The organism is Paenibacillus ehimensis NBRC 15659, from assembly GCF_004000785.1.
GTDB classification, from domain to species: domain Bacteria; phylum Bacillota; class Bacilli; order Paenibacillales; family NBRC-103111; genus Paenibacillus_G; species Paenibacillus_G ehimensis.
The window spans coordinates 26,495-49,899 of record NZ_BILX01000032.1 but is presented as its reverse complement, the minus strand read 5'-3'; the positions used below and the strand labels follow the sequence as shown (position 1 = coordinate 49,899).

At 54.8% G+C, this 23,405-nt stretch carries 23 protein-coding genes; 8 read left to right on the top strand and 15 right to left on the bottom strand.

Annotated elements, in window-relative coordinates:
- Positions 1-139 precede the first annotated feature (139 nt).
- The 4 genes from PEH01S_RS18995 to PEH01S_RS18980 form a co-directional block, all read right to left on the bottom strand.
- Positions 140-1,498: a sensor domain-containing diguanylate cyclase gene (locus tag PEH01S_RS18995; RefSeq protein ID WP_127487422.1), complete on the bottom strand. Its 1,359-nt coding sequence runs from the start codon at positions 1,496-1,498 to the stop codon at positions 140-142.
- Positions 1,499-1,679: 181 nt separating this feature from the next.
- Positions 1,680-2,030 (bottom strand): LapA family protein, encoded by a 351-nt coding sequence (locus tag PEH01S_RS18990; protein WP_025851675.1) that lies wholly within the window; start codon positions 2,028-2,030, stop codon positions 1,680-1,682.
- Positions 2,031-2,111: 81 nt separating this feature from the next.
- The gene (gene pepF, locus PEH01S_RS18985; RefSeq protein WP_025851673.1) at positions 2,112-3,902 is read right to left on the bottom strand and encodes an oligoendopeptidase F; all 1,791 of its coding nucleotides are present in this window, start codon (positions 3,900-3,902) and stop codon (positions 2,112-2,114) included.
- A 229-nt stretch (positions 3,903-4,131) separates the two neighbouring features.
- The gene (locus tag PEH01S_RS18980) at positions 4,132-4,311 is read right to left on the bottom strand and encodes a hypothetical protein (RefSeq protein WP_084159690.1); all 180 of its coding nucleotides are present in this window, start codon (positions 4,309-4,311) and stop codon (positions 4,132-4,134) included.
- Positions 4,312-4,438: 127 nt separating this feature from the next.
- On the opposite strand from PEH01S_RS18980, the gene PEH01S_RS18975 reads away from it, so the two are divergent.
- Entirely contained in the window at positions 4,439-6,121 is a 1,683-nt protein-coding gene (locus PEH01S_RS18975) for a thiamine pyrophosphate-binding protein (RefSeq protein ID WP_127487420.1), read from the top strand.
- Between the two features lie 112 nt (positions 6,122-6,233).
- On the opposite strand, the gene PEH01S_RS18970 is transcribed toward PEH01S_RS18975, so the two are convergent.
- Together PEH01S_RS18970 and PEH01S_RS18965 are read right to left on the bottom strand one after the other, a co-directional pair.
- The gene (locus PEH01S_RS18970) at positions 6,234-7,031 is read right to left on the bottom strand and encodes a TerC family protein (protein WP_025851669.1); all 798 of its coding nucleotides are present in this window, start codon (positions 7,029-7,031) and stop codon (positions 6,234-6,236) included.
- Positions 7,032-7,307: 276 nt separating this feature from the next.
- Entirely contained in the window at positions 7,308-7,577 is a 270-nt protein-coding gene (locus tag PEH01S_RS18965; protein ID WP_051570541.1) for a hypothetical protein, read from the bottom strand.
- A gap of 198 nt (positions 7,578-7,775) precedes the next feature.
- On the opposite strand from PEH01S_RS18965, the gene PEH01S_RS18960 reads away from it, so the two are divergent.
- From PEH01S_RS18960 to PEH01S_RS18950, 3 genes are all read left to right on the top strand, one after another.
- Positions 7,776-8,474 (top strand): class I SAM-dependent methyltransferase, encoded by a 699-nt coding sequence (locus PEH01S_RS18960; RefSeq protein ID WP_127487418.1) that lies wholly within the window; start codon positions 7,776-7,778, stop codon positions 8,472-8,474.
- Positions 8,475-8,572: 98 nt separating this feature from the next.
- Entirely contained in the window at positions 8,573-8,770 is a 198-nt protein-coding gene (locus PEH01S_RS18955) for a cold-shock protein (protein WP_025851661.1), read from the top strand.
- A 319-nt stretch (positions 8,771-9,089) separates the two neighbouring features.
- Positions 9,090-9,833: a YebC/PmpR family DNA-binding transcriptional regulator gene (locus PEH01S_RS18950; protein ID WP_127487416.1), complete on the top strand. Its 744-nt coding sequence runs from the start codon at positions 9,090-9,092 to the stop codon at positions 9,831-9,833.
- Between the two features lie 85 nt (positions 9,834-9,918).
- Here PEH01S_RS18950 and PEH01S_RS18945 read toward each other — a convergent pair whose 3' ends face one another.
- The 7 genes from PEH01S_RS18945 to PEH01S_RS18915 all read right to left on the bottom strand — a co-directional run bounded on the left by PEH01S_RS18945 (position 9,919) and on the right by PEH01S_RS18915 (position 18,374).
- Positions 9,919-10,584: a nitroreductase family protein gene (locus PEH01S_RS18945; protein ID WP_127487414.1), complete on the bottom strand. Its 666-nt coding sequence runs from the start codon at positions 10,582-10,584 to the stop codon at positions 9,919-9,921.
- 188 nt (positions 10,585-10,772) lie between these two features.
- The gene (locus PEH01S_RS18940) at positions 10,773-12,164 is read right to left on the bottom strand and encodes a SulP family inorganic anion transporter (RefSeq protein ID WP_246062992.1); all 1,392 of its coding nucleotides are present in this window, start codon (positions 12,162-12,164) and stop codon (positions 10,773-10,775) included.
- A gap of 288 nt (positions 12,165-12,452) precedes the next feature.
- Complete coding sequence (locus tag PEH01S_RS18935) at positions 12,453-13,553, bottom strand: efflux RND transporter periplasmic adaptor subunit (RefSeq protein WP_025851652.1); 1,101 nt, start codon at positions 13,551-13,553, stop codon at positions 12,453-12,455.
- A 21-nt stretch (positions 13,554-13,574) separates the two neighbouring features.
- A complete protein-coding gene (locus PEH01S_RS18930; RefSeq protein WP_127487410.1) occupies positions 13,575-14,966 on the bottom strand; it encodes an ABC transporter permease in 1,392 nt (463 codons plus the stop codon).
- Positions 14,963-15,655, bottom strand: coding sequence for an ABC transporter ATP-binding protein (locus PEH01S_RS18925; RefSeq protein ID WP_025851648.1), 693 nt, complete (start codon positions 15,653-15,655; stop codon positions 14,963-14,965). Before PEH01S_RS18925 ends, PEH01S_RS18930 begins: the two co-directional genes overlap by 4 nt.
- Positions 15,656-15,840: 185 nt before the next feature.
- On the bottom strand, positions 15,841-17,013 hold the full coding sequence (locus PEH01S_RS18920) for an MFS transporter (RefSeq protein ID WP_025851646.1): 1,173 nt from the start codon (positions 17,011-17,013) through the stop codon (positions 15,841-15,843).
- Positions 17,010-18,374: a multi antimicrobial extrusion protein MatE gene (locus PEH01S_RS18915; protein ID WP_127487408.1), complete on the bottom strand. Its 1,365-nt coding sequence runs from the start codon at positions 18,372-18,374 to the stop codon at positions 17,010-17,012. Before PEH01S_RS18915 ends, PEH01S_RS18920 begins: the two co-directional genes overlap by 4 nt.
- Before the next feature lie 183 nt (positions 18,375-18,557).
- On the opposite strand from PEH01S_RS18915, the gene PEH01S_RS18910 reads away from it, so the two are divergent.
- From PEH01S_RS18910 to pfkA, 4 genes are all read left to right on the top strand, one after another.
- The gene (locus tag PEH01S_RS18910) at positions 18,558-18,875 is read left to right on the top strand and encodes a hypothetical protein (RefSeq protein ID WP_025851643.1); all 318 of its coding nucleotides are present in this window, start codon (positions 18,558-18,560) and stop codon (positions 18,873-18,875) included.
- 92 nt (positions 18,876-18,967) lie between these two features.
- Positions 18,968-19,573: a hypothetical protein gene (locus PEH01S_RS18905; protein WP_127487406.1), complete on the top strand. Its 606-nt coding sequence runs from the start codon at positions 18,968-18,970 to the stop codon at positions 19,571-19,573.
- Between the two features lie 37 nt (positions 19,574-19,610).
- Positions 19,611-20,636 carry a tetraprenyl-beta-curcumene synthase family protein gene (locus tag PEH01S_RS18900; protein ID WP_173426601.1) on the top strand — a complete coding sequence of 342 codons (1,026 nt, stop codon included), beginning with the start codon at positions 19,611-19,613 and terminating at the stop codon, positions 20,634-20,636.
- Positions 20,637-20,684: 48 nt separating this feature from the next.
- Entirely contained in the window at positions 20,685-21,650 is a 966-nt protein-coding gene (pfkA, locus tag PEH01S_RS18895; RefSeq protein ID WP_127487404.1) for a 6-phosphofructokinase, read from the top strand.
- A 65-nt stretch (positions 21,651-21,715) separates the two neighbouring features.
- Here the strand turns inward: pfkA and PEH01S_RS18890 are convergent, their stop codons facing one another.
- The gene (locus PEH01S_RS18890; protein WP_127487402.1) at positions 21,716-22,162 is read right to left on the bottom strand and encodes a peroxiredoxin; all 447 of its coding nucleotides are present in this window, start codon (positions 22,160-22,162) and stop codon (positions 21,716-21,718) included.
- A gap of 92 nt (positions 22,163-22,254) precedes the next feature.
- The gene (locus tag PEH01S_RS18885) at positions 22,255-23,286 is read right to left on the bottom strand and encodes a hypothetical protein (protein ID WP_127487400.1); all 1,032 of its coding nucleotides are present in this window, start codon (positions 23,284-23,286) and stop codon (positions 22,255-22,257) included.
- Positions 23,287-23,405 lie beyond the last annotated feature (119 nt).

Below are 23,405 nucleotides of genomic sequence, written 5' to 3'. Positions count from 1 at the left end.
TTTCCTCCTTTGATGTGTAGTACCCTCTTTGAACCCTTTTTGGAATATCTTCTTGTTCACCCCTACTGACGCGCCCCCCGAAGAAATTGTTTCATCAAAAACCGCCCTTTTCCAAAAAGAAAAAGGGCGGTTTGCCGATCTATTCTTCGTCATAAGCTATAGCCCGGTTCCGGCCTTCCTGCTTGGCCCGATAGAGCGCCTTGTCCGCGCGGATAATCAGCTCCCGCGGCGAGACGTCGCGGACGGGAATCATCGTGGCCGCTCCCAGACTCGCAGTGACGTACGAAGAGACGGCGGAGCCGCGATGAGGGATCCGCAGAAGCTCCACCTCCGAGCGCATCCGCTCGGCCACGTAAAGCGCGCCCCGGCCGTCCGTCACCGGCAGCACGATCACGAATTCCTCGCCGCCGTATCTTGCAATCATGTCGCCCGGGCGCTTGGCCGCGCGGCGCATGGCTTCGGCGACATACTGGAGGCAGGCGTCGCCGTCATGATGCCCGTACGTGTCGTTATACCGCTTGAAATAGTCGATATCGAGCAAAATAACGGAAAGCGGCGTGGAGAAGCGCATGGCATGCCGCCATTCCTTGGCAAACCGTTCATCGAAGAAACGCCGGTTGGCGAGCCCGGTCAGCGCGTCGATCGAAGAAATTTTTTGCAGCAGCTCGTTGGTTTTCATCAGCTGCTGTTCCGTTTGCTTGCGCGAAGAGATGTCCCGGGAGATGCAGATCACCGTTTGTCCGTTTTCCGAGTCGTGTTCGTCTCCGGCAATCCGTCCGCTGGATTCGAACCAGACGTAGCCGCCGTTTTTCGTGCGAATCCGGTATGAGATCAGAGGCAGATTCGGCGCGGTTTCCATGGGAGACGTAAGCCCGGGGATTTTCGTCAAATCCTCCGGATGAAACAACTCGTAGACGTTGGTTCCGATCAATTCTTCGGGCTCGTACCCAAGCAGAACACGGCAGGAAGGGGAGATGTACAAAATACGGCCCGACAAATCGTGCTTCGATACAACGTCCGCGCATTGCTCTACGAGAGTCCGGTAGAGAGAATCGCTGCTTGTTTCGTCCCGCTCACGGGTCGTTTTCCGCCCGGGGGCCGGAGCCGCGAAACGGCTCGGTGCATCGCTGTCCAAAATTTGCACGAAAAGAGAAGCCGGCCATCCGTTTGGCCCGGGGACGACGGGCGCAGTAACGGAGCACCGGACCGGCGTGCCGTCGCTGCGGATAAGTCTCGCTTCGAACGGCTGGGATCCGACCGTCCCGTTGGCCACATCCTCCAGCATTCTACGAACCTGCTTTCGATCGTCGGGATGAACAACAGGTTCCCAAGGCTTGCCGCTCAAGGCCTCTTCGGGATAGCCGATTTGCTTGCCGAATGCAGGATTGACGCGAAGAAATAGGCCTTCTTCCGAGAAGAAAGCCATACCGTTCGAGGATAGCCTGAACGCGCTGAAATATAATTGGGTTTGCTCTGCATCCGTCCATTGATCAACCATGCTGCCGGCATCCTTCCTGCATGGATTACGTCCTAGTAACTAGGAAAATCGTTCCATAAACTCGCACTTACTATATTAATGAAAGTGGGGTTGTTGATCAATGAGGATGGAAAGGTTATGGCAGATTTAATATAAATTTTACTATTTCTTGATGATTTGAAAAGACGACAGGCTTGAAGCGCTATTTGCTTGAATTTTTTACGTCCTCCGCATGCTCCAGGTCCGTATCCGCCGCAAGGAACGACCGGCTTCCCGCATCTTCGGTAACGGCCAACGCTTGCTCGGAGGACGTTCCGTTCAGCTGTTTTTCAAGCTGCTTGATCTTACGCTGCAGCTTGATCTGGCGGAACAAGCCGATCAGGAAGGCGATCAGGCCGCCGAGCAGGGTGGATCCCAGAATAACCAGAATGAGCGGGATGTCGGCTTGGGTGAACAAAAAATTCACGCGGACGGGCTCCACGTTAATAACGGCAAATACTGCGGTAATAAGGGCGAAAAGCAACGTGCTGATCAACATCCATTGGGCTCTCATCGAAATCGTCTCCTTTTGACTGCTGCATGAAGGGCAAAAAAGCCGAGCCGGGCAATACCGGACTCGGCCTGCGTCGGCGGCTTACTTCGCCAGCGCTTCCATTTGCTCCAGAAGCTCTTTAAATACGCTCATCGCCTGTTTGATCGGTTCCGGCGTCGACATATCCACGCCTGCTTTCTTCAAGATATTGATGGAATAGTCGCTGCTCCCGCTTTTCAAGAAGCCGAGATAGCGGTCGACGGCCGGCTGGCCCTCGTCCAAGATCTGCTTCGCGAAGCTGGTGGCGGCCGAGAAGCCGGTGGCGTATTTGTACACGTAGAAGCTGTTGTAGAAATGAGGGATGCGCGCCCATTCCATCTCGATGTCCTGATCTACGACCATATCCTTGCCGTAATACTGCACGTTCAGATCGTAGTAGACTTGGCTTAACAGCTGCGGGGTAAGCGTTTCGCCTTGCTCCGCTTTTTCGTGAATGATCTTCTCGAATTCGGCGAACATGGTTTGCCGGAATACCGTCGTCCGGAACTGGTCCATGTAGTAGGTGAGCAGGTACATTTTTTCTTTCTTGTCCGTCGACTTCTTCAGCAGGTAATCCATCAACAGCGCTTCGTTCAGCGTGGATGCGACTTCCGCGAGGAAGATCGTATACTGCGCGTAGCGGTAAGGCTGATTTGCGTCCGACAAATAGGAGTGGAGCGCGTGGCCCATCTCATGCGTCAGCGTGAACATGCTGTTCAGGTTGTCCTTGTGATTCAGGAGCACGTAAGGGTGGGTGCCGAATGCGCCCCAGCTGTAGGCGCCGTTGCGCTTGCCCTCGTTCTCGTAAATGTCGATCCATCCGCCATCGAAGCCCTCTTGCAGGATTTTCAAATATTCCTCACCGAGCGGCTTCAAGCTATCCTTGACCGTTTTCTTCGCTTCCTCGTAGGTGATCTCGAGGTCGAACTCTTCGACCAGCGGAGCGAACAGATCGTACATGTGCAGCTTGTCGACCTTCATCAGCTTGCGGCGCAGCTCCATGTAGCGGTGCATGAGCGGCAGCGACTCGTGAATCGTGTCGATCAAGTTCGTGTATACTTCCTTCTTGATGTTGTCCCCGAACAGCGACATTTCCAGCGTGGAAGGATACTTGCGAACCTTGGAATAAAAAATGTTTTTCGTCACGTTGGCGGCAAGCGTCGAGGCGATCGTGTTCTTTTGCTTCGCATAGGTGGCGTACATCGCTTCGAACGCTTGCTTGCGGACATCGCGGTTGCGGCTTTCAAGGAATTGGATGTAGCGGCCGTGCGTGAGCTCGACTTCTTCGCCCTTTTCGTTCTTCACCTTCGGGAACTTGATATCCGCGTTGTTGATCATCCCGTAAATCGTGCTCGGCGCTTGCGACAGATTGCCGACCTGGGCCAGCAGCGCCTCCTCCGCTTTGCTGAGCACGTGCTGCTTCTCGCGGATCAGCTCTTCGAGCGTCCTTTTGTAGAAGGCGAGCTGGGGATCGTTCACCAGCTTGTTCAACTGGTCGTCCGACAAGCTCAAAATTTCCGGAGAAATGAACGAGGTCGCTTCACCGGCTTCGACGCTTAATTTTTTCGATTTATCGGATAAGGCCTGATATGTAGGGTCCGCCATGTCCTCATGATGCTTCATATTAGCGTAGACGTACAGACGTTCCGTATGTAGGGAGATTTTATCCTCCAGCTCGAAGCACTGCTTAATGGCCGCCGGGTCGTTCAGCTTGCCCTGAAAGCGGCCGATTTCCTTCAGCGCGTTTTTCACTTCTTGATGCTCTTGATCCCAGGCTTGCTGGTTCGGAAAAAGGTCCTCCAGGTTCCAACGGTGTTCCGCAGGAACGTCGCTCCGCTTCGGTACTTGATTCATGGGAGCCCTCCTTGTCAAATGAAATGGTTTAGCCGCTTGATTCGCAGCCGCCGCCGATCCGATCACAACACCGGACAGCAGCGCGCCGGACAGCAGCAACGGCAACAATCGCATTACCCGCTCACGCTCCAAGCTGTTTATGGGTCCGTTGGAAAGCTCTAGTTAGTATGGCCGGAGCGAGGCTTAAATATAAGTATAGGGAATTCAAGGAAGGAAGTCTATTCGCTTACTACGCGCCGGAAAAAAAACTGAAGATCATCAGCACGAACGAAAACGAAACCATCACCAGCGCCAAAATGGCCAAGGGCCGTTTTACGTTTGCCGGCAGGGTGTCTTTTTTCATGATTAAGATCAGCGCGAGCGAGAACGAAATAATCATAAACGTCAAGATCGATGCACCATTGCTCAAAGCTTATCACCTCTTACTGACTATGTTCGCCAATTTGGGCGGTTTTCCTTTAACTCCTCATGAAAAAAATGCAATGGGAATCGCTCCAAAGGGAACGCTATACCGGAAAACGAAAGGAGTGATTGACATGACCCCCTCCACACTTGCGGACGCTGCCGCGCCCCCGGTGCTTGCCGAAGAGACCAAGCCCGCAGCGGGCTTATCCGTCTCGCAGTTCATCCTGGAGCAGCTCAAAGCCTGGAAGATCGAGCGGATCTACGGCGTGATCGGCGACGCCAATTTAAGTTTATTGGATGAGCTCGGAAAACAGAACGCGATCCGGTACGTCGCCTGCCGGCATGAGGGCGGAGCTGCGCTGATGGCTTCCGCCGAAGCCAAGCTGACGGGAAGGACGGCGGTATGCCTGGCAACAAGCGGCCCGGGTGCAACGAATACGTTAAACGGCCTTGCCGATGCCTCTATGGATCGGGCGCCGGTGCTGGCGCTGTCGGGGCAGGTGGAAACGGCCAAGATCGGTACCCGGGCCAAGCAGTATGTAGACCAGCAAAAGCTCCATGCCGCCGTTGCGGGAAAATCCGAGCTGGTCACGCACGCGGACGCGCTGCCCGAATTGATGGAGCAAATGCTCGTCCACGGTTTGCTCCAAGGGCAGGTGACTCATCTCTCCATCCCGAAGGATTTATATCCGGCGAAGGTGAAAGGCGGGATAAAGCCGTACTCCGCCCACCTGCATCAGCCGCTGGCCGCTCCAGACAATGAAATCGCGGAAGTGGCAGCCTTGCTCGCTTCGGCCGAGCGGCCGGTCCTGTTCATCGGCCGCGGCGTGAAGCAAGCAGCGGAGCATGTCCTTCAGCTCGCGGAGAAGCTGTCTGCCGCTGTTGTAACCACGCTGCCCGCCAGGCCGTTATTTCCGAACGATCACGAATGCTATGCGGGGGGCCTCGGTCAGGCCGGCAGCGAAGCGTCCAGCGTTCTGCTGGCCGAGAGCGATCTGATCGTTATGCTGGGGGCAACTTGGTGGCCGGACGATTATGTGCCGACGCAGGCGCGGATCGTTCAGATCGATTGGAACCGGGAAGCGATCGGTCTTGGTCACCCGCTGCATAAGGGCGTCGTCGGCGATCTCGGGCAGATTGTTCCCAAACTCGCCGCTGCCGGGCATCTCCCGGCCAAAGACCGCAGCGCTTGGCGTGCCCGGGTTCGCGACGCATGTGCGGGCTGGAAACGGCAGATCGAGGCCGAGGCCCGGGCCGATGGCACGCCGATCCCCACGCAGCGCGTCATGAAGACGATTGCGGATCACGTATCGGATCAAGCGATCATCACCGTCGATACCGGGGACCATACGCTATGGTTCAATCGAATTTTTCAAGCCAAGGCAGGGCAGGATATTCTGGTCTCCGGCCGGTGGCGGACGCTTGGCTTCGCTTTGCCGGCGGCGATAGCCGCCAAGCTTAGTTATCCGGACCGTCAAGTGATCGCCATCGCAGGGGATGGGGGAGTCGTCCAGACGCTGATGGAATTCCAAACGGCCGCCGAGCTGCAGCTCCCGATCGTGCTGGTCGTTCTCAACAACCGCGCTTACGCGATGGAGCAGGACCGGATGAACGCCGCCGGCCTGAACCTGACCGGCAGCGCGATTCAAAATCCCGATTTTGCGGCGATCGCCGAAGCCTGCGGCGGCTCCGGTTATCGGGCGTCCAGCCCCGCCGAATTCGAGCAATCCCTCCGCCGGGCGCTGTCCGGCAGCAAGCCCGCGCTGATCGACGTCCGAACCGCAGCAACTCCCGTTCCGCATGCGAAAATCTGATCTTTACACGCAGCAAAGCCGGCACTAGTGGAATGTGCCGGCTTTTCGTCGCTGCCTCACCCTAAGCCGTGAGGCTGATGTTTGTTGGTCATATCCGATTTTTGCAACCTCTTCAGCCTCGCGACTTCACCAAAATCATGCGCCCTTTTTCATCGCGCTTTGCTTCGAAGCTGTCGTTCGGTTGGATGTCCGCTCCGTGCGCCAGATCGGGCGGGATCGTCAGGTGGCCGCTCTCGTTAATGGATACCAGAGAGCCGTAAATCTTTTTCCAGTAGCCCGCGAGGAGAACCCCCACGATAACGATAACAATCAAGCCCCACTTCACGATCGGGTTCGCAATAAACCATTCCTTGACAAGCGGGTCTCCTGTCAGCATCGAACCCGCGGTATAGGCCAACACGCCGGAACCGATGTAAATGATCCAAGGGAATCTTTCAAGCAGCCGGATAAACAAGGTGCTGCCCCAAACCATGATCGGCACGCTGATAATGAGGCCGAGTATAACGAGAAGAGAGCTGCCGTGGGAAGCGCCGGCGACTGCCATAACGTTGTCGAAGCCCATGGCCGCGTCAGCGATAATGATTGTACGAATGGCGGGCCAAAGCTGCGGTTTGGCTTCGATGGCGTGGTCTTTCTTGTCCACCAGCAGCTTGTAAGCGATCCAGATCAACACCACTCCGCCGATCAGCAGCAAGGCTGGCAGCTTCAGCAGCCAGACGACGGCGAGTGTGGCGATGACACGAATGATGACGGCTCCAAGCGTTCCCCAGAGGACTGCGCCTTTTTGCTGTTCCTTCGGCAAATTGCGCGCTGCGAGTGCGATGACGATGGCATTGTCCCCGGCAAGTACGAGGTCGATTAAGACAATGTTCATCAGGGCGAGTAAAAATTCTACGGACAACCATTCCATGTCCTACCACTCCTTTTTACTGATGTTAGTATTTACACAAAAATGACCTCTACCACATCGGTACAGGTCATTTTTCCACCAAAAAAGACCTCTACCTCTATGGCAAAGGTCTTGCTAACAACGTTTCGTTGCCAATAAAGCCGGGGTTCTTCCCAGAACCCGAACTGACGACTTTACTGTGACAGCTACTCCCCTTTGGAGGACATCCTTATGTAATTGCCTTCATTATACTGAATGGACAAGCCGGGCGTCAAGCAAATTATGTCCAATTTCGTATTAAACTTGACGGAAAGCTTCCATGATACTCTCACGCTCTTCATCGGTGCCTTCGAACCGTTCCTTCGAGAAGCGTTCGTTCACCCAATGCATCATCTCCGGGCGGCTGAGAAACGTGTGGCAATCCTCGCCCCACTGGTCGGAAATTTCTCTTAAAATCAACTGCTTTCCGTTGACCTCGACCGTGAGCATGTTCCATTTGTCTTTCTTGTAGATCGTATGTTTTTTAATCCCCTGATTTTTCAAGGCTGATACCTCTTTCCATTCCATTGGTTGCGGGCATGTGAGAGCCCATCGCTACATCCTTACCTTAGCATGAATTGAACTTGGCTTCAACCAAGCGGGGCAATCCTATTGCGATTGTCAATAATCATAGTCCGTGATAAAATGCCAATAAGCTCCAGCATCGGCCGGAGGGCGGGTGGGGGCAAAGCTATTCAGAACACGAGCAGAGGAGAGCGGAAAAAGATGAGCAGAGGGTATGAGCAGATTGGAGTGGCAATGACCTGCCGGTCGTTTGCCGAGTACGAGCGGATGTTTAGGCTGAAGCCGGAGCTTTCGGAGGCGTGCCCGATTTTGGACGTGGGCGCAGGAGCTTCGTCATTTGTAGCGGAAGCTGCTGCCCGCGGATTGACGGCCAAAGCGGCCGATCCGATGTACGAGCTGTCTGCGGAGGGAATTTACCGCCACGGGATGACTGAAATCGAAGTGTCGACCGGGAAGCTGACCAAGCTGCGGGAGGACTTTGACTGGACCTTCTACGGCGATCCGGACCGGCACCGTGCGATGCGGGAGGCGGCGCTTAAGCGGTTTGCCGACGATTATGCGCACCCTTCCGAAGGAATCAAGTATACGGCCGCGAAGCTGCCTCATCTTCCCTATGAGGACGAGTCGTTCGGTCTTGTGCTGTGCAGCCACTTTTTATTTCTGTACCATGAGCAATTCGACTATGACTTTCACATCCGAGCGCTGCGTGAGCTGCTAAGGGTGTGCCGTGCAGGAGGAGAGGTACGGGTATACCCCGTTATCACGCTGCAATGGGATCGATATCCGATGCTGGACCGGCTCCTCGAAGAGCTGCGGACGACCGGATTCGAGGCGTCTTTGGAGCTTTCCGAATTGCCTTTTATTCCGGGTTCCAGAGAGCTGCTGTGCGTACAAAAATAAGGCTGTGTATAATTTAGGCCTTGTTGATTTATCCTGATAAGGGTGATATACTTGAACCATTCGCCCTTGATGGCGATACATCTAGGAGGTTGTTTTCATTGAAAGGTACAGTAAAATGGTTTAACGCAGAAAAAGGCTACGGATTCATTCAAGTAGAAGGCGGCGACGACGTATTCGTACACTTCTCCGCAATCCAAGGCGAAGGCTTCAAAACTTTGGAAGAAGGCCAAGCGGTTGAGTTCGAAATCGTTCAAGGCAACCGTGGTCCGCAAGCGGCTAACGTTCACAAACTGTAAGACGAAACTAACTACGATGCCCGGTCGACAATCGGTTGACGGGTTTTGATATAAGCTTTCTTTTAGAAATCAAAACGATGAAACTTCTTGAATTCGCTCCTTGATTTCGCAAGAAAACTTACCGCTGCGGCGGTTCTCATCTCATCGTTAGATAGTTTGCTTAAGTTGTTTCAATGCCAAATGAAAAGCCAACAAGCGGTTCTTGGAATGCGACGTTCCAGGAACCGCTTTTTTTGCACCCCTTGGACAAGCTTTGACCGGATCAGGGGAGCGGTGGTAAACTAGTACATGATACTTCTTACGGTAGGGAGCGTTACTTATGCCTAAGTTTAAGTTATTTAAAGACCGCAAAGGCAAGGCGGACCAAGCCAAAAATAATCAATTCGTCAAGCTCGGACGCGAAATTTTCATGGCAGCCCGCAAGGGCGGCCCGAACCCGGAGGCGAACTTTACGCTGAAGGTCGCGATTGAAGCGGCACGGCGGATCAACATGCCGAAGGATAATATCGAGCGGGCGATCAAGAAGGCGACCGGCGATGGGGACAACGTCGAGTATGAGGAAATTATGTATGAAGGCTACGGTCCCGGGGGCGTTGCCATTATGGTCAAATGTCTGACGGATAACCGGAACCGGTCGGCAGCCGACGTGCGTGCCGTTTTCAATAAAAGAGGCGGCAATATGGGCGAATCCGGCTGCGTCTCGTATATGTTCGATCAGAAAGGCATCCTGCGGATCGACCGCGAGGAGCACGAGCTGGATGAAGACGAGCTGATGATGCAGGCGCTCGAAGCGGGCGCGGAGGACGTCAGCGTCGATGAAGACAGCTTCGAAATTTTGACGCATCCGCACGAGTTCGAGCAGGTGAAGACGACGCTGGAATCCCAAGGCTTGCAGTTTGCGGAAGCGTCGGTTTCGTGGATTCCCCAAAACACCATCCAGGTGGAGGGCGAGAATGCCGAGAAGCTGCTGAAAATGATGGACGCCTTCGACGACTTGGACGATGTGCAGGACGTCTACTCCAATTATGAGATGGACGAGGAAGAAATGGCCAAGCTGAGCTAACAAATCAACGCGGTCCAACCGATAAACAACACAAAGAACGCCCCGGATACCGATTGGGTCCGAGGCGTTTTTTATCGTTCCGTCATTAATCGACGATACGCAGAATGTCGTCGATTTCCTTGCGCGGCAGACGGGCCGGCCGCTCGGAAGGGTACCCGAGGGCAATCACCATGTTGATCTGGCATTCCGGCCGAATGTCCAAATATTCGCGAAGCTGGTCTTGGGCGAGCAGCACCGGGCCGGTCATCGGGCACGTGCCGAGCCCGCGGGCATGCGCGGCCAGCATCAGGTTTTGCGCGGCGAGGCAGCTGCTCTTGATGCCTTCTTCCGCCCACACCGCATCGTCGACCAACGCAACGGGATCGAAGATACGCTCGCGGAACTTGGAGTTGTACGGCGTCGCGAGACAGACGATCAGCACAGGCGCATCCGAGAAAGCCGTAGCGTAAGGTCCGAACGACTTGGTCAGCAGACGGGCTTCCTTGGATAAGCCGCGCTGCTCCGCTTCGGCAGCTCTGCGGTGCAGCTGCTCCCAAGTAATCTGCTCGATTTCTTTAATCTTATCGCGGTTCATCACGGCAATGAATTCCCACGTTTGGGAGTTCGTATCGCTTGGGGCGTAGCGGGCGCAATCGATGATTTCGCGAATATCTTCGATGGCAACCGGCTGATCCGTATACTTGCGGATGCTGCGGCGGTCAAGCGCGATCGTTTTGAATTCATGATAGGACAGGGTAGATGTATCGGTCATTGCGGGTCATCCTCTCTTCGTGACTTGCGGTATTTCTTAGGACTTGGTACTAAAAGCTCTTTTCCATTATAACGGGGCCGCATGGAAATGACAACCTTATAGCGCCGGATCAGCTTAGGTCTCCTAAGATCGGCTCCTGCAGAAAACCCGCTCCGCGCCATCCGGCGCAGGAAGCGGGCTTGGACACGTTAATGGGCGCCGGGCACGGACAAGCCGATGCGGTCGACCAGCCGTTTGCTTTCTTCGTCCAACCCATTGAGGGTCACGTTCTTGCCGAGCATTTCGTAGCGGGCGATCATCTTCGCTATGGCGTTCACGGCCGAATGGTCCCACAGATGAGATTGACTGAAATCCACGGTGACGGTGTCAGGGTCCCCGGCATAATCGAATTGCTCGATGAAGTGGGAGACCGTTCCGAAAAACATGGGTCCAGACACCTGATACTGTTTGCTTCCGTCCGGGAGAAGCGTTGCGGCCGTCCGCAAGGCTGCCATTTTCCAAGCGAAGATGACCGCGCTCAGAAGAACGCCCGCAAACACGCCTTTGGACAAATCATGCGTGGCGACGACGATCACGACCGTAACGATCATCACGAACGAATCGGTTTTTGGGATCGTGCGAAGCTGCTTCAGCGAGCTCCAGTCAAATGTGCCGAGCGAAACCATGAACATGACGCCGACCAAAGCGGCCATCGGAATTTGCTTGACGACATTGCCGAGCACAAGAATCAAGAAGAGTAGAAAGACACCGGCTACGAAGGTCGAAAGTCGGGTCCGCCCGCCGGACTTGACGTTGATGACGGATTGGCCGATCATCGCACAGCCTGCCATGCCCCCGAAAAAGCCCGTCACGATGTTCGCAAAGCCTTGACCGCGCACTTCCCGGTTTTTATCGCTTTTGGTATGCGTCATTTCGTCCACGATCGTTGCCGTCAGCAGCGACTCCAGAATGCCGACCATGGCCAAGGACAGCGAATAAGGGAGCAGGATGAGCAGCGTCTCAAGCGTGAGCGGAACCTGCGGAAGATGAAAGACCGGCGGGACGTTCGTAAGCTGTCCCATATCTCCGACCGTCTTGACATCCAGATGCAGGCCGATCGTCAGTACGGACACAATGAGAATAGCGGCAAGCGCGGAAGGCACAGCCTTGGTCAGCCGCGGCAGCGTGTAGATAATCACCAGCGTCAAAGCGACCAGCCCGTACATGATCCAGCCTTGTCCCGTAAAATGCGTCAGTTGAGCCATGAAAATCAAAATGGCGAGCGCATTGACGAATCCGGTCATGACGGAATGGGGCACGAACGTAATGAAACGCCCGAGCTTCATCGCTCCCATAAGCCATTGGATCATCCCGGTCAATACGGTGGCGGCGAACAAGTAGTCGAGGCCGTGCTCCTTCACGAGAGTGACCATCAGCAAAGCCATGGCCCCGGTGGCGGCCGAGATCATAGCGGGGCGGCCTCCGGTGAAAGAAATGACGACGGCCATGCAGAACGAAGCGTACAAGCCGACCATCGGGTCCACTCCGGCAATGATGGAAAAAGCGATGGCCTCGGGAATCAAGGCAAGGGCTACCGTCATGCCGGATAAAATATCCGCGCGCGGGTTGGAAAACCAAGCCGTATTCAATTTTTGCAAAAACAATGTCAGTACCTCCTGATTCTACGATGATGTGACTTTCCACTCTCAGAAAAGTCGGGGCCGATAGTCAATGGGTTAGATTATACAAGAAATCGGAACGTCGTTCCATCCTGTGAAAATCTGAAAAAACGGTTTCATCGCCAATTTACTGGACCAGGCTGCTTCGTTCGGCAAATTGCTTGCCAAAATGAAAAACCGCACCCGAAGGTGCGGTGAAAAGAATACGAATTATTGAAGCACGACGGTCTCGCCTTCGTTCAGGCCGCTGAGCACTTCCGTCTTTTCCGGCGTTTCCAGGCCGGTTTTGACAATGCGTTTCTCCAAGCTGCCGTCAGCATTTTCGACCATGACGTAGTAGTCGTTTTTGTCTCGTTGAATCGTTAATGTCGGCACGACCAGCGCGCCTGCTTTCTTATCCGTTTGGATCGAGGCGGTCAAGCTGAGTCCGGCAATCAGCCGCTCGTTCGGCTCCAGGGAGATCGTCACCTCGAACTGGGCGGCCGTCGTGTTCGAGGACTCGCTGCTGCTGCCGGTACCGGCCTTGGCGAATTTGGACAGCCGCTCGACCTTGCCCTTCAGCTTGACATCCTTCAGCGCATCGACGCGAACCTCGACATCCATGCCTTCCTTGATGCGGAACAAGTCGTATTCGCCGACCGTGCAGATCAGCTGGAGCTTCGTCAGATCGACGATTTTGCCGATCCGCTCGTTATCCTTCACCGACTTCGGCTCTTTGGTGCCCTCGAACAGGAAAATGCCGTTTTCCGGCGCCGTAAAGCCGGCGGCTTGCAGCTTCTTCGTTTTTTCCGCGAGCTGCGTACGGGTGTGCTCAAGCGTAACCTGCGTAATCTCGTTTTGCATTTTGCGGCTTTCCGACGCGGCAAAGCGCTTTTTGGCGTCCGTTTCGGTAATGCCCTCGTTTTCCGCGTCCGCGAGGCCGGCCTTTTCCTGAAATTGATTCAAGCGTATGTCCATTTCCTGCTTCTTGGCATTTGCTTGAAGCTGGGCAATTTCGTTGCGGAGCTCCGTGTCGTCAAGCCGGAACAGCACGTCGCCTTTGGCCACTTGGGAGCCGTCCTTGACGGACCACGCCGTGACGTAGGCGCCGAACGGAGCGTTTATGTACGTTTCCTTCTGATAGGTGGACTTTCCTTTCACCTCGACAATGTTGGTCAAATCCTCCCGGACGGCTTTGAATTTCAGTGCGTTCGTTGTTTGCGAAACCGCCGGACGGGATGCGTTCTGCGGCCGGCTTTGCCAATATAACAGCCCCGTAACGCCGATCACTAGCACGGCGCCTACGGCGGCAAACCAAGTTCTTTTTTTCATAGCTGCATAACTCCTAAACGTTTAGTCTCGTTTGATGGCGGTCAGCGCGTCCGTGCGCGACGCTTTGATGGCCGGATAAATCCCGGACAGCACGCCGGTCATGATGGCGAAGAACAGACCGACCGGCAGGATCCAGGGGCTGATAAATAAAATTTCCGCCTGCGATCCCGGCCTTGGAGGCGTAAACTGCATGATAGCGATATTGATCCCCCAAATGACCCAATACGACACCAGAATGCCCACCAAGCCCCCGAGCAGTCCGAGCAGCGCCGATTCGACCATAAACATGTTGCGGATTTGGCCGAGGTTGGCGCCCAGCACCTTCATGATGCCGATCTGCCGCCTGCGCTGATAGGTCGACATCGTCATGGCGACGATGATCGAGATTGAGGCGACGAACAAAATAAAGATCCCGGCGCCGCCGAAAATCAGCCGGACGATGAGCAGCTCGTTTTGCATGCTTTCCTCGCGGTGAAGATTCGTCTGCACGGTGAGCTTCAGCTTCTTGAGCAGCGATTCCAGCTCTTTGACATGAGCGCTGCTGTCCACCTTAATTTTGACCTCGTTATACTCGGCCGTCTGCGAGGAGTTCTTATCTTCCTTGACCTTGCCGCCGTTCATTTGAATGATCGCTTCCTGAAGCCGCTTGCCGAGCGCCGGCGAGACGAACGCCGTCTTTTGATGAATCAGCATATCGTCGGGAACGCCCTCCGGCTTCTTGAGGATGCCGACGACTCGGACGGGAATTTGGATGTCCACCGTTTCCCCGACGTCGTTCGAGCGGAAAATTTGCGGCTTCAGCACGATCTGCTTCTGATATACGGGATACGCGATATATTGTTGTTCGCGCCAAGCATTCCGCGCATCGCGTTCACTCATGCTCTGAAGCTGCTGCTGGCGGGCTTTGGATATTTGACTGTCAAACAACCCCATCGTCGCCCCGTAGCTCAAAATAATCGTGTTCTCCTGCTCCGAAGGCCCGCCCTGCTGCAGTTCATAGCCGAAAGCAGGCAGCGTGTCCAGCTCGGTAGCGAAGATTTGATCGATATAGCCTTTTTTGCTGTCTACTTCAAATTCGAACTGGTTTAATGTCCGGTATGTAGCCAGCGCCTTAATATATGGGAAGGTGCGCATCATCCCGATTTTGGCTTTCGTCAGCTCGTAAGGCTTTGCGCTGTTCGGATCGTTCGGATCGGCTCCTTCGGCGCGGCCGCCGCTGGTTACCGTAATCTCGTCCGACTTCAGGTACACGCTCATCTGCTTCCGGCTGTATTGGTTGATCGACTCTCCGAAGGAGAGGGCGACCACGATGGAAGCGGAGCCGATGGCAATGCCCATCGTACACAGCAGGGTGACGACGACGCGCCGTTTGAGCTGATCCCAGCCGAGCTTGAAATAATCCAGCAGCTTCATTCCGCGTCACCTGCCCATGCGCCGTCTTCGACCAGATACCCGTCGCGCAATTGGATGACTCTCCGGGTTCGCTTGGCGACCTCGTGCTCGTGGGTAACGATGACAAAGGTGATGCCGAGCGTCTGATTCAATTCGATCAGGAGATCGATAATTTCTTTCTCCGTCTTCGTATCGAGGTTGCCGGTCGGCTCGTCCGCGAACACGATCGCCGGCTGCGTAATGAGCGAACGGGCGATACTGACCCGCTGCTGCTGCCCGCCGGACAACTGCGAGGGGAACATCTCGGTCTTCTCCCCGAGGCCCACCTTGGCGAGCAGCGACATGGCTTTTTCCCGGCGATGCTTACCGCGGAGGCCTTGAAAGACAAGCGGCAGCTCGACGTTCTCGCGAACGGTCAAATGCGGAATCAATTCGTACGATTGAAAAATAAAACCGATATGTGTCCGGCGGAATTCCGCAAGCTGGTTTTCGCTCATTTTCTCGATCGCCTGACCGCTGATCAGGATGCTTCCGGACGTCGGCTTCATCAAGCCGGCCATCAGGTTCAGCAGCGTCGATTTTCCCGAGCCGGAGCTGCCGAGCAGGGCGACCATTTCCCCTTTGTCGACCCGGAAGTCGATATCGTGCAGGACAGGCGTGTTCTCGCTGCCGCTGCGAAAGCTGTGTGACAAATGTTCTACCGCAAGCACATAACCCCTCCGTTGTTGAATTTTTCTAATTCAGTATAGACGACCGGTCCATTGAGAAGTGGAAAAAGATGAAAAGTTAAGAAAACTTTAAGAGTCGCAGGCAAAAAAAAGCCGCCGGAACGTCCGCTTCATAAGATAGACGTTGGCGAAGGCGGCCAATCCTGCAGCTTTTGGAATGAATCTTGCTATGCCCCTGCCGCAGCGTTCTTGGCTTTGGCGTACAGGGCAAGAAATCCGAGCATCGCGACGAACGAGAGCACGGAGCCGACCGCATATACGGCGTGCGGGCTCCAGCTGTTGAACACCCAGCCGCCGATCGTGCCGCTGAGCAGTCCGGCCAGTCCGGACCACGTAATCGCAAAGACCGCCTGGCCGCTGGCCCGAAAATGATCGGGAACCACGCTCTGAATGTACCGGATGGTCGTAAATAAAAACACGCCGAACGTGACCGAATGCATCATCTGAATGGCAATCACCCACATCGGGTTATCCACCAGGCTCATGAGCAGGAAGCGTACGGCGTAAGCCAGACAGCACAAGGCCAGCAGCGGCAGCTCCTTCAGCTTATGGCCGTATTTGCTGAGCAGGAAAAAAACCGGAATTTCGCTGAGCGCCGACATCATCCACGACCACCCGACGACGGATTGGTCGCCGCCGAGCCGCTGCAAGAACAGCGCGAGGAAGCCGTCATTCATCCGATGGGCGATGGACACCGTCAATACCGTGAACAGGAACGCGAGAAACGACCGGGAGCCGATGATCGGGACGAGCCCGGAGAAGTCCGGCTTTTTCACGTCGGCGTCCCGCGTATCACTGAGCAGGAACGACAGCAGCAGGGAGCAGGCGATCGTGCCAAGGCACAGTGTCACGGTCAGCCCGGCGCCGTAGCTTTTGAGCAGCTGGCCGAAGACGAGGGCGGCGAAGGCGAAGCCGATCGAGCCCCAGACCCGGAAGGACGCGTAGCTTTTGCCGTTTCGGCTCACGGTAAGCAGAATCAAGCTGTCGGTCAGCGAGGTGGTCGGCGATTGGAAAAAGAAGAAGGCGGCCATCAACACCATCAGCAGTCCGAACGTATCGGTGTGAAACGTCCAAGCCGCCATCAGCAGCTGTCCGATAAAAATGACGTTCAAAATCTTTTTCACGCTGCGAACCTTGTCGCTGGCCACTCCCCAAAATAAGTTCGAGAAGATCCCGATCATCGGCCCGACCGAATACAAAAGTCCGATTTGCAGCGTGGAAAAGCCTTTCGATTGGAAATATAAAGGAAAAAACGACGTGATCACGGCCATCGTCATGTAATACGTAAACGTAAAGCTGCGCAGCACCACTTCGTTGCGCGGAGGTTTGGAGAAACTCATATGCTTTCACTCGATTCGTTATGTTTTCGGTCTGCAACCGGCAGCGGCCTTGGAATTCCTTCGTCCGCCCGGAGAGCCGATCGCAGCACACCCCAGACGACCGCGGCCTCCGCCGCGACGCCGAGCGATTGAGCCAGTGCGCCGATCATGCCGTTCCAGCCCGGGGTCCGGGCGACGCACAGCGCAAGAACCAGCAGTGTAACGCACACGTTTGCAGCTTGAGACCAGACCATCACCTTCGTCTGGCTGCGCAGCATCAGCAATCCGTTGCCGAAGTCGAGCCACGGGAATACGAGCGTCATCAGCATAAAGACGCGGAGCGTCGACAGGCTGGCCTGCATCAATCGCTCGTTAACGCCCATCACGTGCTGCATGAACCACGGACCGGCCGGCGTATAAGCGAGCAAGGCGATCAGCAGGCTCGGGATGAGCGAGAGCAGCAAGGTGAAGCGGACCACGGAAGCCGCATCCTTGCGGTAAAAGTTGAGCACAATCTGATGCACATAGGAGAAAAAGCTTTGCACCAGGTTCGTGAGGCTGGTGGCGATCGCAAACGCCGCGATGGCCAGCTTCAGGTCCGTCGTTTTTCCGAGAAAGGCATTAATCGCCGGTCCCGAAATGACCGCAATGACCGACGAGTACAGCAGCGGCCGGTAAAACCCGAACACCTGCGAAGGTTTCTCGATCGGATGGTCCGGCCGTTTTTCCGGAATTTCGTTTTTTAACAAAGCCCTTCCTTCCCAGAGGCTCACGGCGGCTTCGATGATCATGCCCGTCAGGAAGATGACCGCGCCGACCGTTCCGCTGGTGACTCCCGTCCGAATAAAATAGAGCGAGAGCGCGTACATGCCGGCAAGCCGGATGATCATGCCGATCGTCAGCCATTTGGTCCGCATATTGAAAATAATAATGCCGTGAAACATGCAGCGGATTCCCGAAAAAATGCTGACGAACATCAAGACGCGGTACACCTCCACCATCGGCTCGACCATTGCTGCGTCGACTCCGAACAAACGCAAAAACACCCACGGTCCGACGGGGGTGTAGCTGATGAATGCGCCGATGAGGAAGATGGCCCCGAGAACGTAAAGGCTGACCGTCGCCAATGCGCGGAACGAGAGGCGGTCGCGCACCAAGGCGGAACACGTCTGCCGCAGCAGGACCGCCGGCCTCTCAGTAATGCCCAGAATGCTCATCGGCAGGGCGTAGCTTGCGATGACAACTTCGGGAGAGGCTGCGCGCGCCAGCGTGCTGTTAATGATGACATGGGAGATCGTTACAAGGCTCGCCGACATTCCGAGGGGAATAAAGAAGGCAAGCAGCTGCCGAAACGTAATGCGGGTTTGCTGCATATCGTTCATGTTGACTTCCCTCTTTTCACATGCCAAACATTATAACATGGATAGGGGAGTCAAGGGAGAAAAATTTACGTACCTACTGGAAGCGGCTCATCGTTCGTGATACATTTATATAGATAAACGGATCGTTCAAACGGTGCGTGCCTTTTGCATAATCAAGAACAGGTGAGGAAGGTGGAAACGGAGATGACTTACACGTTTGAACTGGACGAACGTCTCGGCATTCCGCTGCCCCGTCTTGAACAGGACTTTGAGGACTACAGCCAGCAGGAACAAGCGGAGATGCTTCTGCGCTGGGAGGAAATCCGCGGCAGCATTCCCGATCGGATCAAGCAATTGGAACGCGTCATTATCGCGAAGCAGGAGCAGCTTAATGTGGAAGAGCATTTTCCGACGTCCTGCCGCCTGAACAGCGAAATTGCCGAACTGGCCAGTACGATCAACGAGCTGCATTTATGGTTCCGGGTTCATCAGGACATGCCCGATCGTGCGGTTCATCACTGATTGCCCGGCCTACTACCTAATATAATGGGGGGAACCCCGATGCATGCAAGGCTATGGAATGGCAACACGGTACGCAGAAGGAGGTTGTAAGCTTGAGTTGGACCGATAGTCTCAGCAGACTCGCAGCGCAGCTGACGCCGCATAAGCCTTCGCTGTATCCCGACGAAGAGCTCGACGACTTGGCCGATATCAAGATCGGAAAGCTGTCGGTGGACGGCTTCGAAGGGGAACAGAAAGCTTATGCGCTCACGGTAAAAGCGGGGCTGCATTTGTTTAACGAGAGCCTGGAGAAATCGCATGCACTGTCCCAGGAAATTCATAATCCCGCCGGCAGCTACTGGCACGGAATCATGCACCGGATGGAGGGCGATTATTCCAACGCCGCCTATTGGTTTCGCATGGCGCGCAGCCTGCCGGTCTATGCGGAGCTTGCGGAGCGGGCTTACGGTTATGTGCGGGCGGCAGACCTGCAGGGCATTAAAAATACGGCGTTCAGGGAACGGCTGGAGGAGTGGGCATCCGGGTCCGGCTGGGATCCCTGCGCGTTTAACGAGTTGGTCGAGCGGCACGTCACCCGGACACGGGACGAACAAGCCGAGGAGCTGCTGAAGCATATCCAATGGCTTGAGATGCGCCTGCTTCTCGAATACGGCTATGTCCAAAGCGGAGGCGGAGGATCGTTGCTTGAGTCGCCGTAATTCGTCAGCCGACGTGCCCCAACGCCCGATTGGACTTATGCTGCGCGTGTATCGCTTTGCGCTGCCGGAAGTGCGGGAGCAGCTTCGCCACTGGCGGGATAAAGCCGAAGCGATACCCGATCCCGAGCTTCGGAAGCAAGCGATCGCGAGCATGACCAGCAAGCAGTTTCACTGCGAAGGCGGCGCCGTCTATGCCGTCGCGAATCTGCCTATGCGCCATGTGCTCATTCCGCTGATTGTCGCCTTCCAGACGATCAGCGATTATTTGGACAACCTGTGCGACCGGAGCACTTCGCTCGATCCGGAAGATTTTCGGCGTCTGCACCAATCGATGCTCGATGCGGTCGATCCGGCGGAGCCGCTGCACGACTATTACGAATTCCGGGAAGAGCAGGAAGACGCCGGTTACTTGAACGAGCTGGTCAAAACATGCCAAGCCAGCCTTCGGCTTCTGCCCTCTTATCCGCTTGCAGCCGATTCGGTGCGCGAGCTCGTTGGTCTTTACTGCGATCTGCAGGTGTACAAGCATATTCGCCGGGAGCTGCGCGAGGACGCGCTGCTGTCCTGGTGGGAGCAGCACCGGGGACGGTTTCCTGCGGTCGCGTGGAACGAATTTGCCGCCGCTACGGGCTCGACGCTGGGCGTTTTTATGTTGTTTTTGGCGGCTTCCGATCCGAAGCTGCAGCCGCTAACGGTCCGGCAAATTCACGAAGCGTATTTCCCGTACATTTGCGGACTTCACATTTTGCTTGATTATTTGATAGACCAAGAGGAAGATCTGGCCGGCGGCGATCTGAATTTTTGCAGCTACTACGATAATCTGGATCGGACGGTCGAACGCATCGCCTTCATTGTGGAGGAAGCGAAGAGCAAGTCGGAACAGCTTGAGCATCCGGGATTTCACCGGATGATTATCGAAGGATTGCTGGCGCTGTACTTGTCTGATCCTAAAGTCAGCAAGCAGCGGCAAGTGAAGACGATATCCCGGAAGTTGATGAAGGACAGTCCGCTGATGCGCTTGTTTTTCTTCATTAACAGTATTTGGATCCGCAAAACCTCTTGATCCTATATACAATTAAAGAGACAGTCAAGATGACGAGGAGGAACCACCATGTCTGTAAAAAAAATTGCGGTACTCACGAGCGGCGGCGATTCCCAGGGGATGAACGCGGCCGTTCGCGCCGTCGTGCGCAGCGGCTTGTATCACGGTCTTGAAGTATTCGCCGTGCAGCGCGGCTACGCCGGGCTGCTCAACGACGACATCCGCGAGATGGACCTGCGGAGCGTCGGCGACATCATTCAGCGCGGCGGAACGATTCTGCAGACAGCACGCTGTAAGGAGTTCGTCACGCCGGAAGGGCAGCAGCTCGCCGCGGACAACCTGCGCAAGCGCGGAATCGACGGTCTCGTCGTGATCGGCGGGGACGGCTCATATCAAGGCGCGAACAAACTGAGCAAGCTCGGAATCAAAACGATGGGGCTGCCGGGAACGATCGACAACGACATCCCGTTCACCGATTTCACGATCGGGTTCGACACGGCGGTCAGCATCGTTGTCGATGCGATCAACAAACTGCGGGATACGATGAGCTCTCATGAACGCTCGTCCATTGTCGAAGTGATGGGCCGCCACTGCGGAGATATCGCCCTCTATGCCGGCTTGGCGAGCGGAGCGGAGACGATACTCGTGCCCGAGGTGCCGTACGATTTGGACGAAATCGCCAACCGTATGACGGAAAACTTCTCCCAAGGAAAGCGTCACAGTATTATTATCGTGGCCGAGGGCGTAGGCAAAGGGGAAGATATCTCGGCGGAAATTATGAAGCGCAACGGAATCGAGCCGCGGGTAACCGTGCTTGGACATATTCAGCGGGGCGGCACGCCTACGCACAACGACCGGATTCTGGCGAGCAGCCTCGGCGATTTTGCCGTACGCCGGCTGATCGCAGGAGATTCCGGCAAGGCCTGCGGCATGATCAAAGGCGAGCTTGTGGCAACCGATATCGATACCGTCGTGAATACCAAAAAACAATTCAATATGGAATTATACGAGCTTACGAAACGGTTATCTCAATAAAAGCACAAAAACATGCAGTCTTCCGTAGGCGGAAGTGCTGCATGTTTTTTTACATACGCTAGGAATTATTCCGAGTCCCGGGATAACACCGACACCAATTCAGCGGTAGGACGGTTTCCTCTTGCCGCATACCGGACCGTGCCGTCTCGCCCGATGACATAGACGACGCGATGCTGCCCAAGCAGACCGAACAACGTCTGGCCTACGTCATACTGCCGGCGGATCGCGTCCCCGGTATCGGTGACAAGCGGAAAATCGTAACCGAACTTTTGCGAAAAGTGCCGGTGCTCCTCAAGCGAACCGGGATTGACGCCCAGCACCAGCGCATCATAATCGGCATACTGGGCCTTGGAATCGCGGACGGCGCAAAGCTGCTTTGTGCAAATGGGCGTATTGTCCTTCGGATAAAAAATAAGCACGATCGGCCGTTTCCCTAAATGATCGGCCAACCGGATCGTACCCTGCGTGCTTTCTGCGGTAAATGCCGGAGCCTTGGTCCCGATGGCAAGCACAGGCTTTTCCCCCTCACATGGATGACGAAGTATATTAGTTGTATTGTAGCGAATTGCTGCCGGGGGAACAAGGCTAGCAATGCTGGCGGATGCTACAGTGAAGTATAAAACTCGACCAAATGCTCCCAAAGCCGTTTTCCGGCGTAGGACTTGTAGTTCATCTGCGTAGCGCTGCCAAGGTAATAGGTAAACGGCTTATTGCTATGTTTGCGGAAGGTCGTTTCATATTCCTTGTATAAGTTATATCTATCGGACTTGCTTGCGTCACCGTCAATTTCCATGTCAACGCCGATGTTTGCGCTTCGGAGCTTGATATAACTATCGTTGGCAGGAATAATCGGCTTGCCGTCCGTGTAGCTCAAGTACCCGTTTGCTATGCTTTTGTCCACAACCAGCAGCGGCACTTTGTTTCCGTCAAAATAGTAATGCGGCTGAAGCAAAACGACATCGGCGATATTTTCGTTAATGACGTAAGCAAGGCGTTTCAATTGATCGTTATGAGGGGTGACATAAGGAGCCCATGCCACATTGAGGCTGCCGTTGTTTTTGGCCCATTGCTTGATCGACCTCATCGTTTTGACTACGGTGTTATCGTTCATGTTGCTTTGCAGCGTTTTGGTCCAGTTCGCTCCGGTATATTTCGTGCCGGTGTCGGGTCCGTCCAAATAAATGTTTTCGAAGTTGATATAGACACCTTTCACATGCTTTTCCCAGTTGGCTTGTCCGATGGTCTTTTTAACTGCATCAAGAAATCCGGTGATGGAGTCATCGTATGTGTTTGCGCTGCTCTTCGAGTTTCGTGAAGGGGTGGAGATCCAAAGCTTGGCTTGAGGATTGGCCGCGACGATTTTATTGGCTTGATTGGCGAAATCCGTCACGTCCTCCGACGTTGCGGTCGTTTTGGTCGTTACGATAATAAAATGATCTGCGCCTTTGGATAGATTGACAATATCTTCGGTCTTGTAATCCGGTTGATTCGAGCCCGTATAGACCAATACGGATCTCATTTGCAGATTTGAGGAAGCCTCGGCCTCGGTAGCGAGCCCTGATGCCCCGGCTAACAGGACGGAACAACATAAAAGAGACAGACACCATGCTTTTGACTTTTTCACAAATGAATTCATCGCTTGCCCTCCAAATAATCGTGTATTATATTTCCATATTATGAATTTCATATCTCTTTTTCAAATCTTTAAATTGTCTCTAAATTCATTGAAATGGTAGGGTGATTTTGCTGCTTGCC

Excerpts from the sequence above, each read along its gene's own strand:
- PEH01S_RS18995 (WP_127487422.1), bottom strand. The coding sequence starts at position 1,498 with ATGGTTGATCAATGGACGGATGCAGAGCAAACCCAATTATATTTCAGC.
- PEH01S_RS18990 (WP_025851675.1), bottom strand. The coding sequence starts at position 2,030 with ATGAGAGCCCAATGGATGTTGATCAGCACGTTGCTTTTCGCCCTTATT.
- pepF (WP_025851673.1), bottom strand. The coding sequence starts at position 3,902 with ATGAATCAAGTACCGAAGCGGAGCGACGTTCCTGCGGAACACCGTTGG.
- PEH01S_RS18975 (WP_127487420.1), top strand. The coding sequence starts at position 4,439 with ATGACCCCCTCCACACTTGCGGACGCTGCCGCGCCCCCGGTGCTTGCC.
- PEH01S_RS18970 (WP_025851669.1), bottom strand. The coding sequence starts at position 7,031 with ATGGAATGGTTGTCCGTAGAATTTTTACTCGCCCTGATGAACATTGTC.
- PEH01S_RS18965 (WP_051570541.1), bottom strand. The coding sequence starts at position 7,577 with ATGGAATGGAAAGAGGTATCAGCCTTGAAAAATCAGGGGATTAAAAAA.
- PEH01S_RS18960 (WP_127487418.1), top strand. The coding sequence starts at position 7,776 with ATGAGCAGAGGGTATGAGCAGATTGGAGTGGCAATGACCTGCCGGTCG.
- PEH01S_RS18950 (WP_127487416.1), top strand. The coding sequence starts at position 9,090 with ATGCCTAAGTTTAAGTTATTTAAAGACCGCAAAGGCAAGGCGGACCAA.
- PEH01S_RS18945 (WP_127487414.1), bottom strand. The coding sequence starts at position 10,584 with ATGACCGATACATCTACCCTGTCCTATCATGAATTCAAAACGATCGCG.
- PEH01S_RS18940 (WP_246062992.1), bottom strand. The coding sequence starts at position 12,164 with ATGACGGTAGCCCTTGCCTTGATTCCCGAGGCCATCGCTTTTTCCATC.
- PEH01S_RS18935 (WP_025851652.1), bottom strand. The coding sequence starts at position 13,553 with ATGAAAAAAAGAACTTGGTTTGCCGCCGTAGGCGCCGTGCTAGTGATC.
- PEH01S_RS18930 (WP_127487410.1), bottom strand. The coding sequence starts at position 14,966 with ATGAAGCTGCTGGATTATTTCAAGCTCGGCTGGGATCAGCTCAAACGG.
- PEH01S_RS18920 (WP_025851646.1), bottom strand. The coding sequence starts at position 17,013 with ATGAGTTTCTCCAAACCTCCGCGCAACGAAGTGGTGCTGCGCAGCTTT.
- PEH01S_RS18915 (WP_127487408.1), bottom strand. The coding sequence starts at position 18,374 with ATGAACGATATGCAGCAAACCCGCATTACGTTTCGGCAGCTGCTTGCC.
- PEH01S_RS18910 (WP_025851643.1), top strand. The coding sequence starts at position 18,558 with ATGACTTACACGTTTGAACTGGACGAACGTCTCGGCATTCCGCTGCCC.
- PEH01S_RS18900 (WP_173426601.1), top strand. The coding sequence starts at position 19,611 with ATGCTGCGCGTGTATCGCTTTGCGCTGCCGGAAGTGCGGGAGCAGCTT.
- pfkA (WP_127487404.1), top strand. The coding sequence starts at position 20,685 with ATGTCTGTAAAAAAAATTGCGGTACTCACGAGCGGCGGCGATTCCCAG.
- PEH01S_RS18885 (WP_127487400.1), bottom strand. The coding sequence starts at position 23,286 with ATGAATTCATTTGTGAAAAAGTCAAAAGCATGGTGTCTGTCTCTTTTA.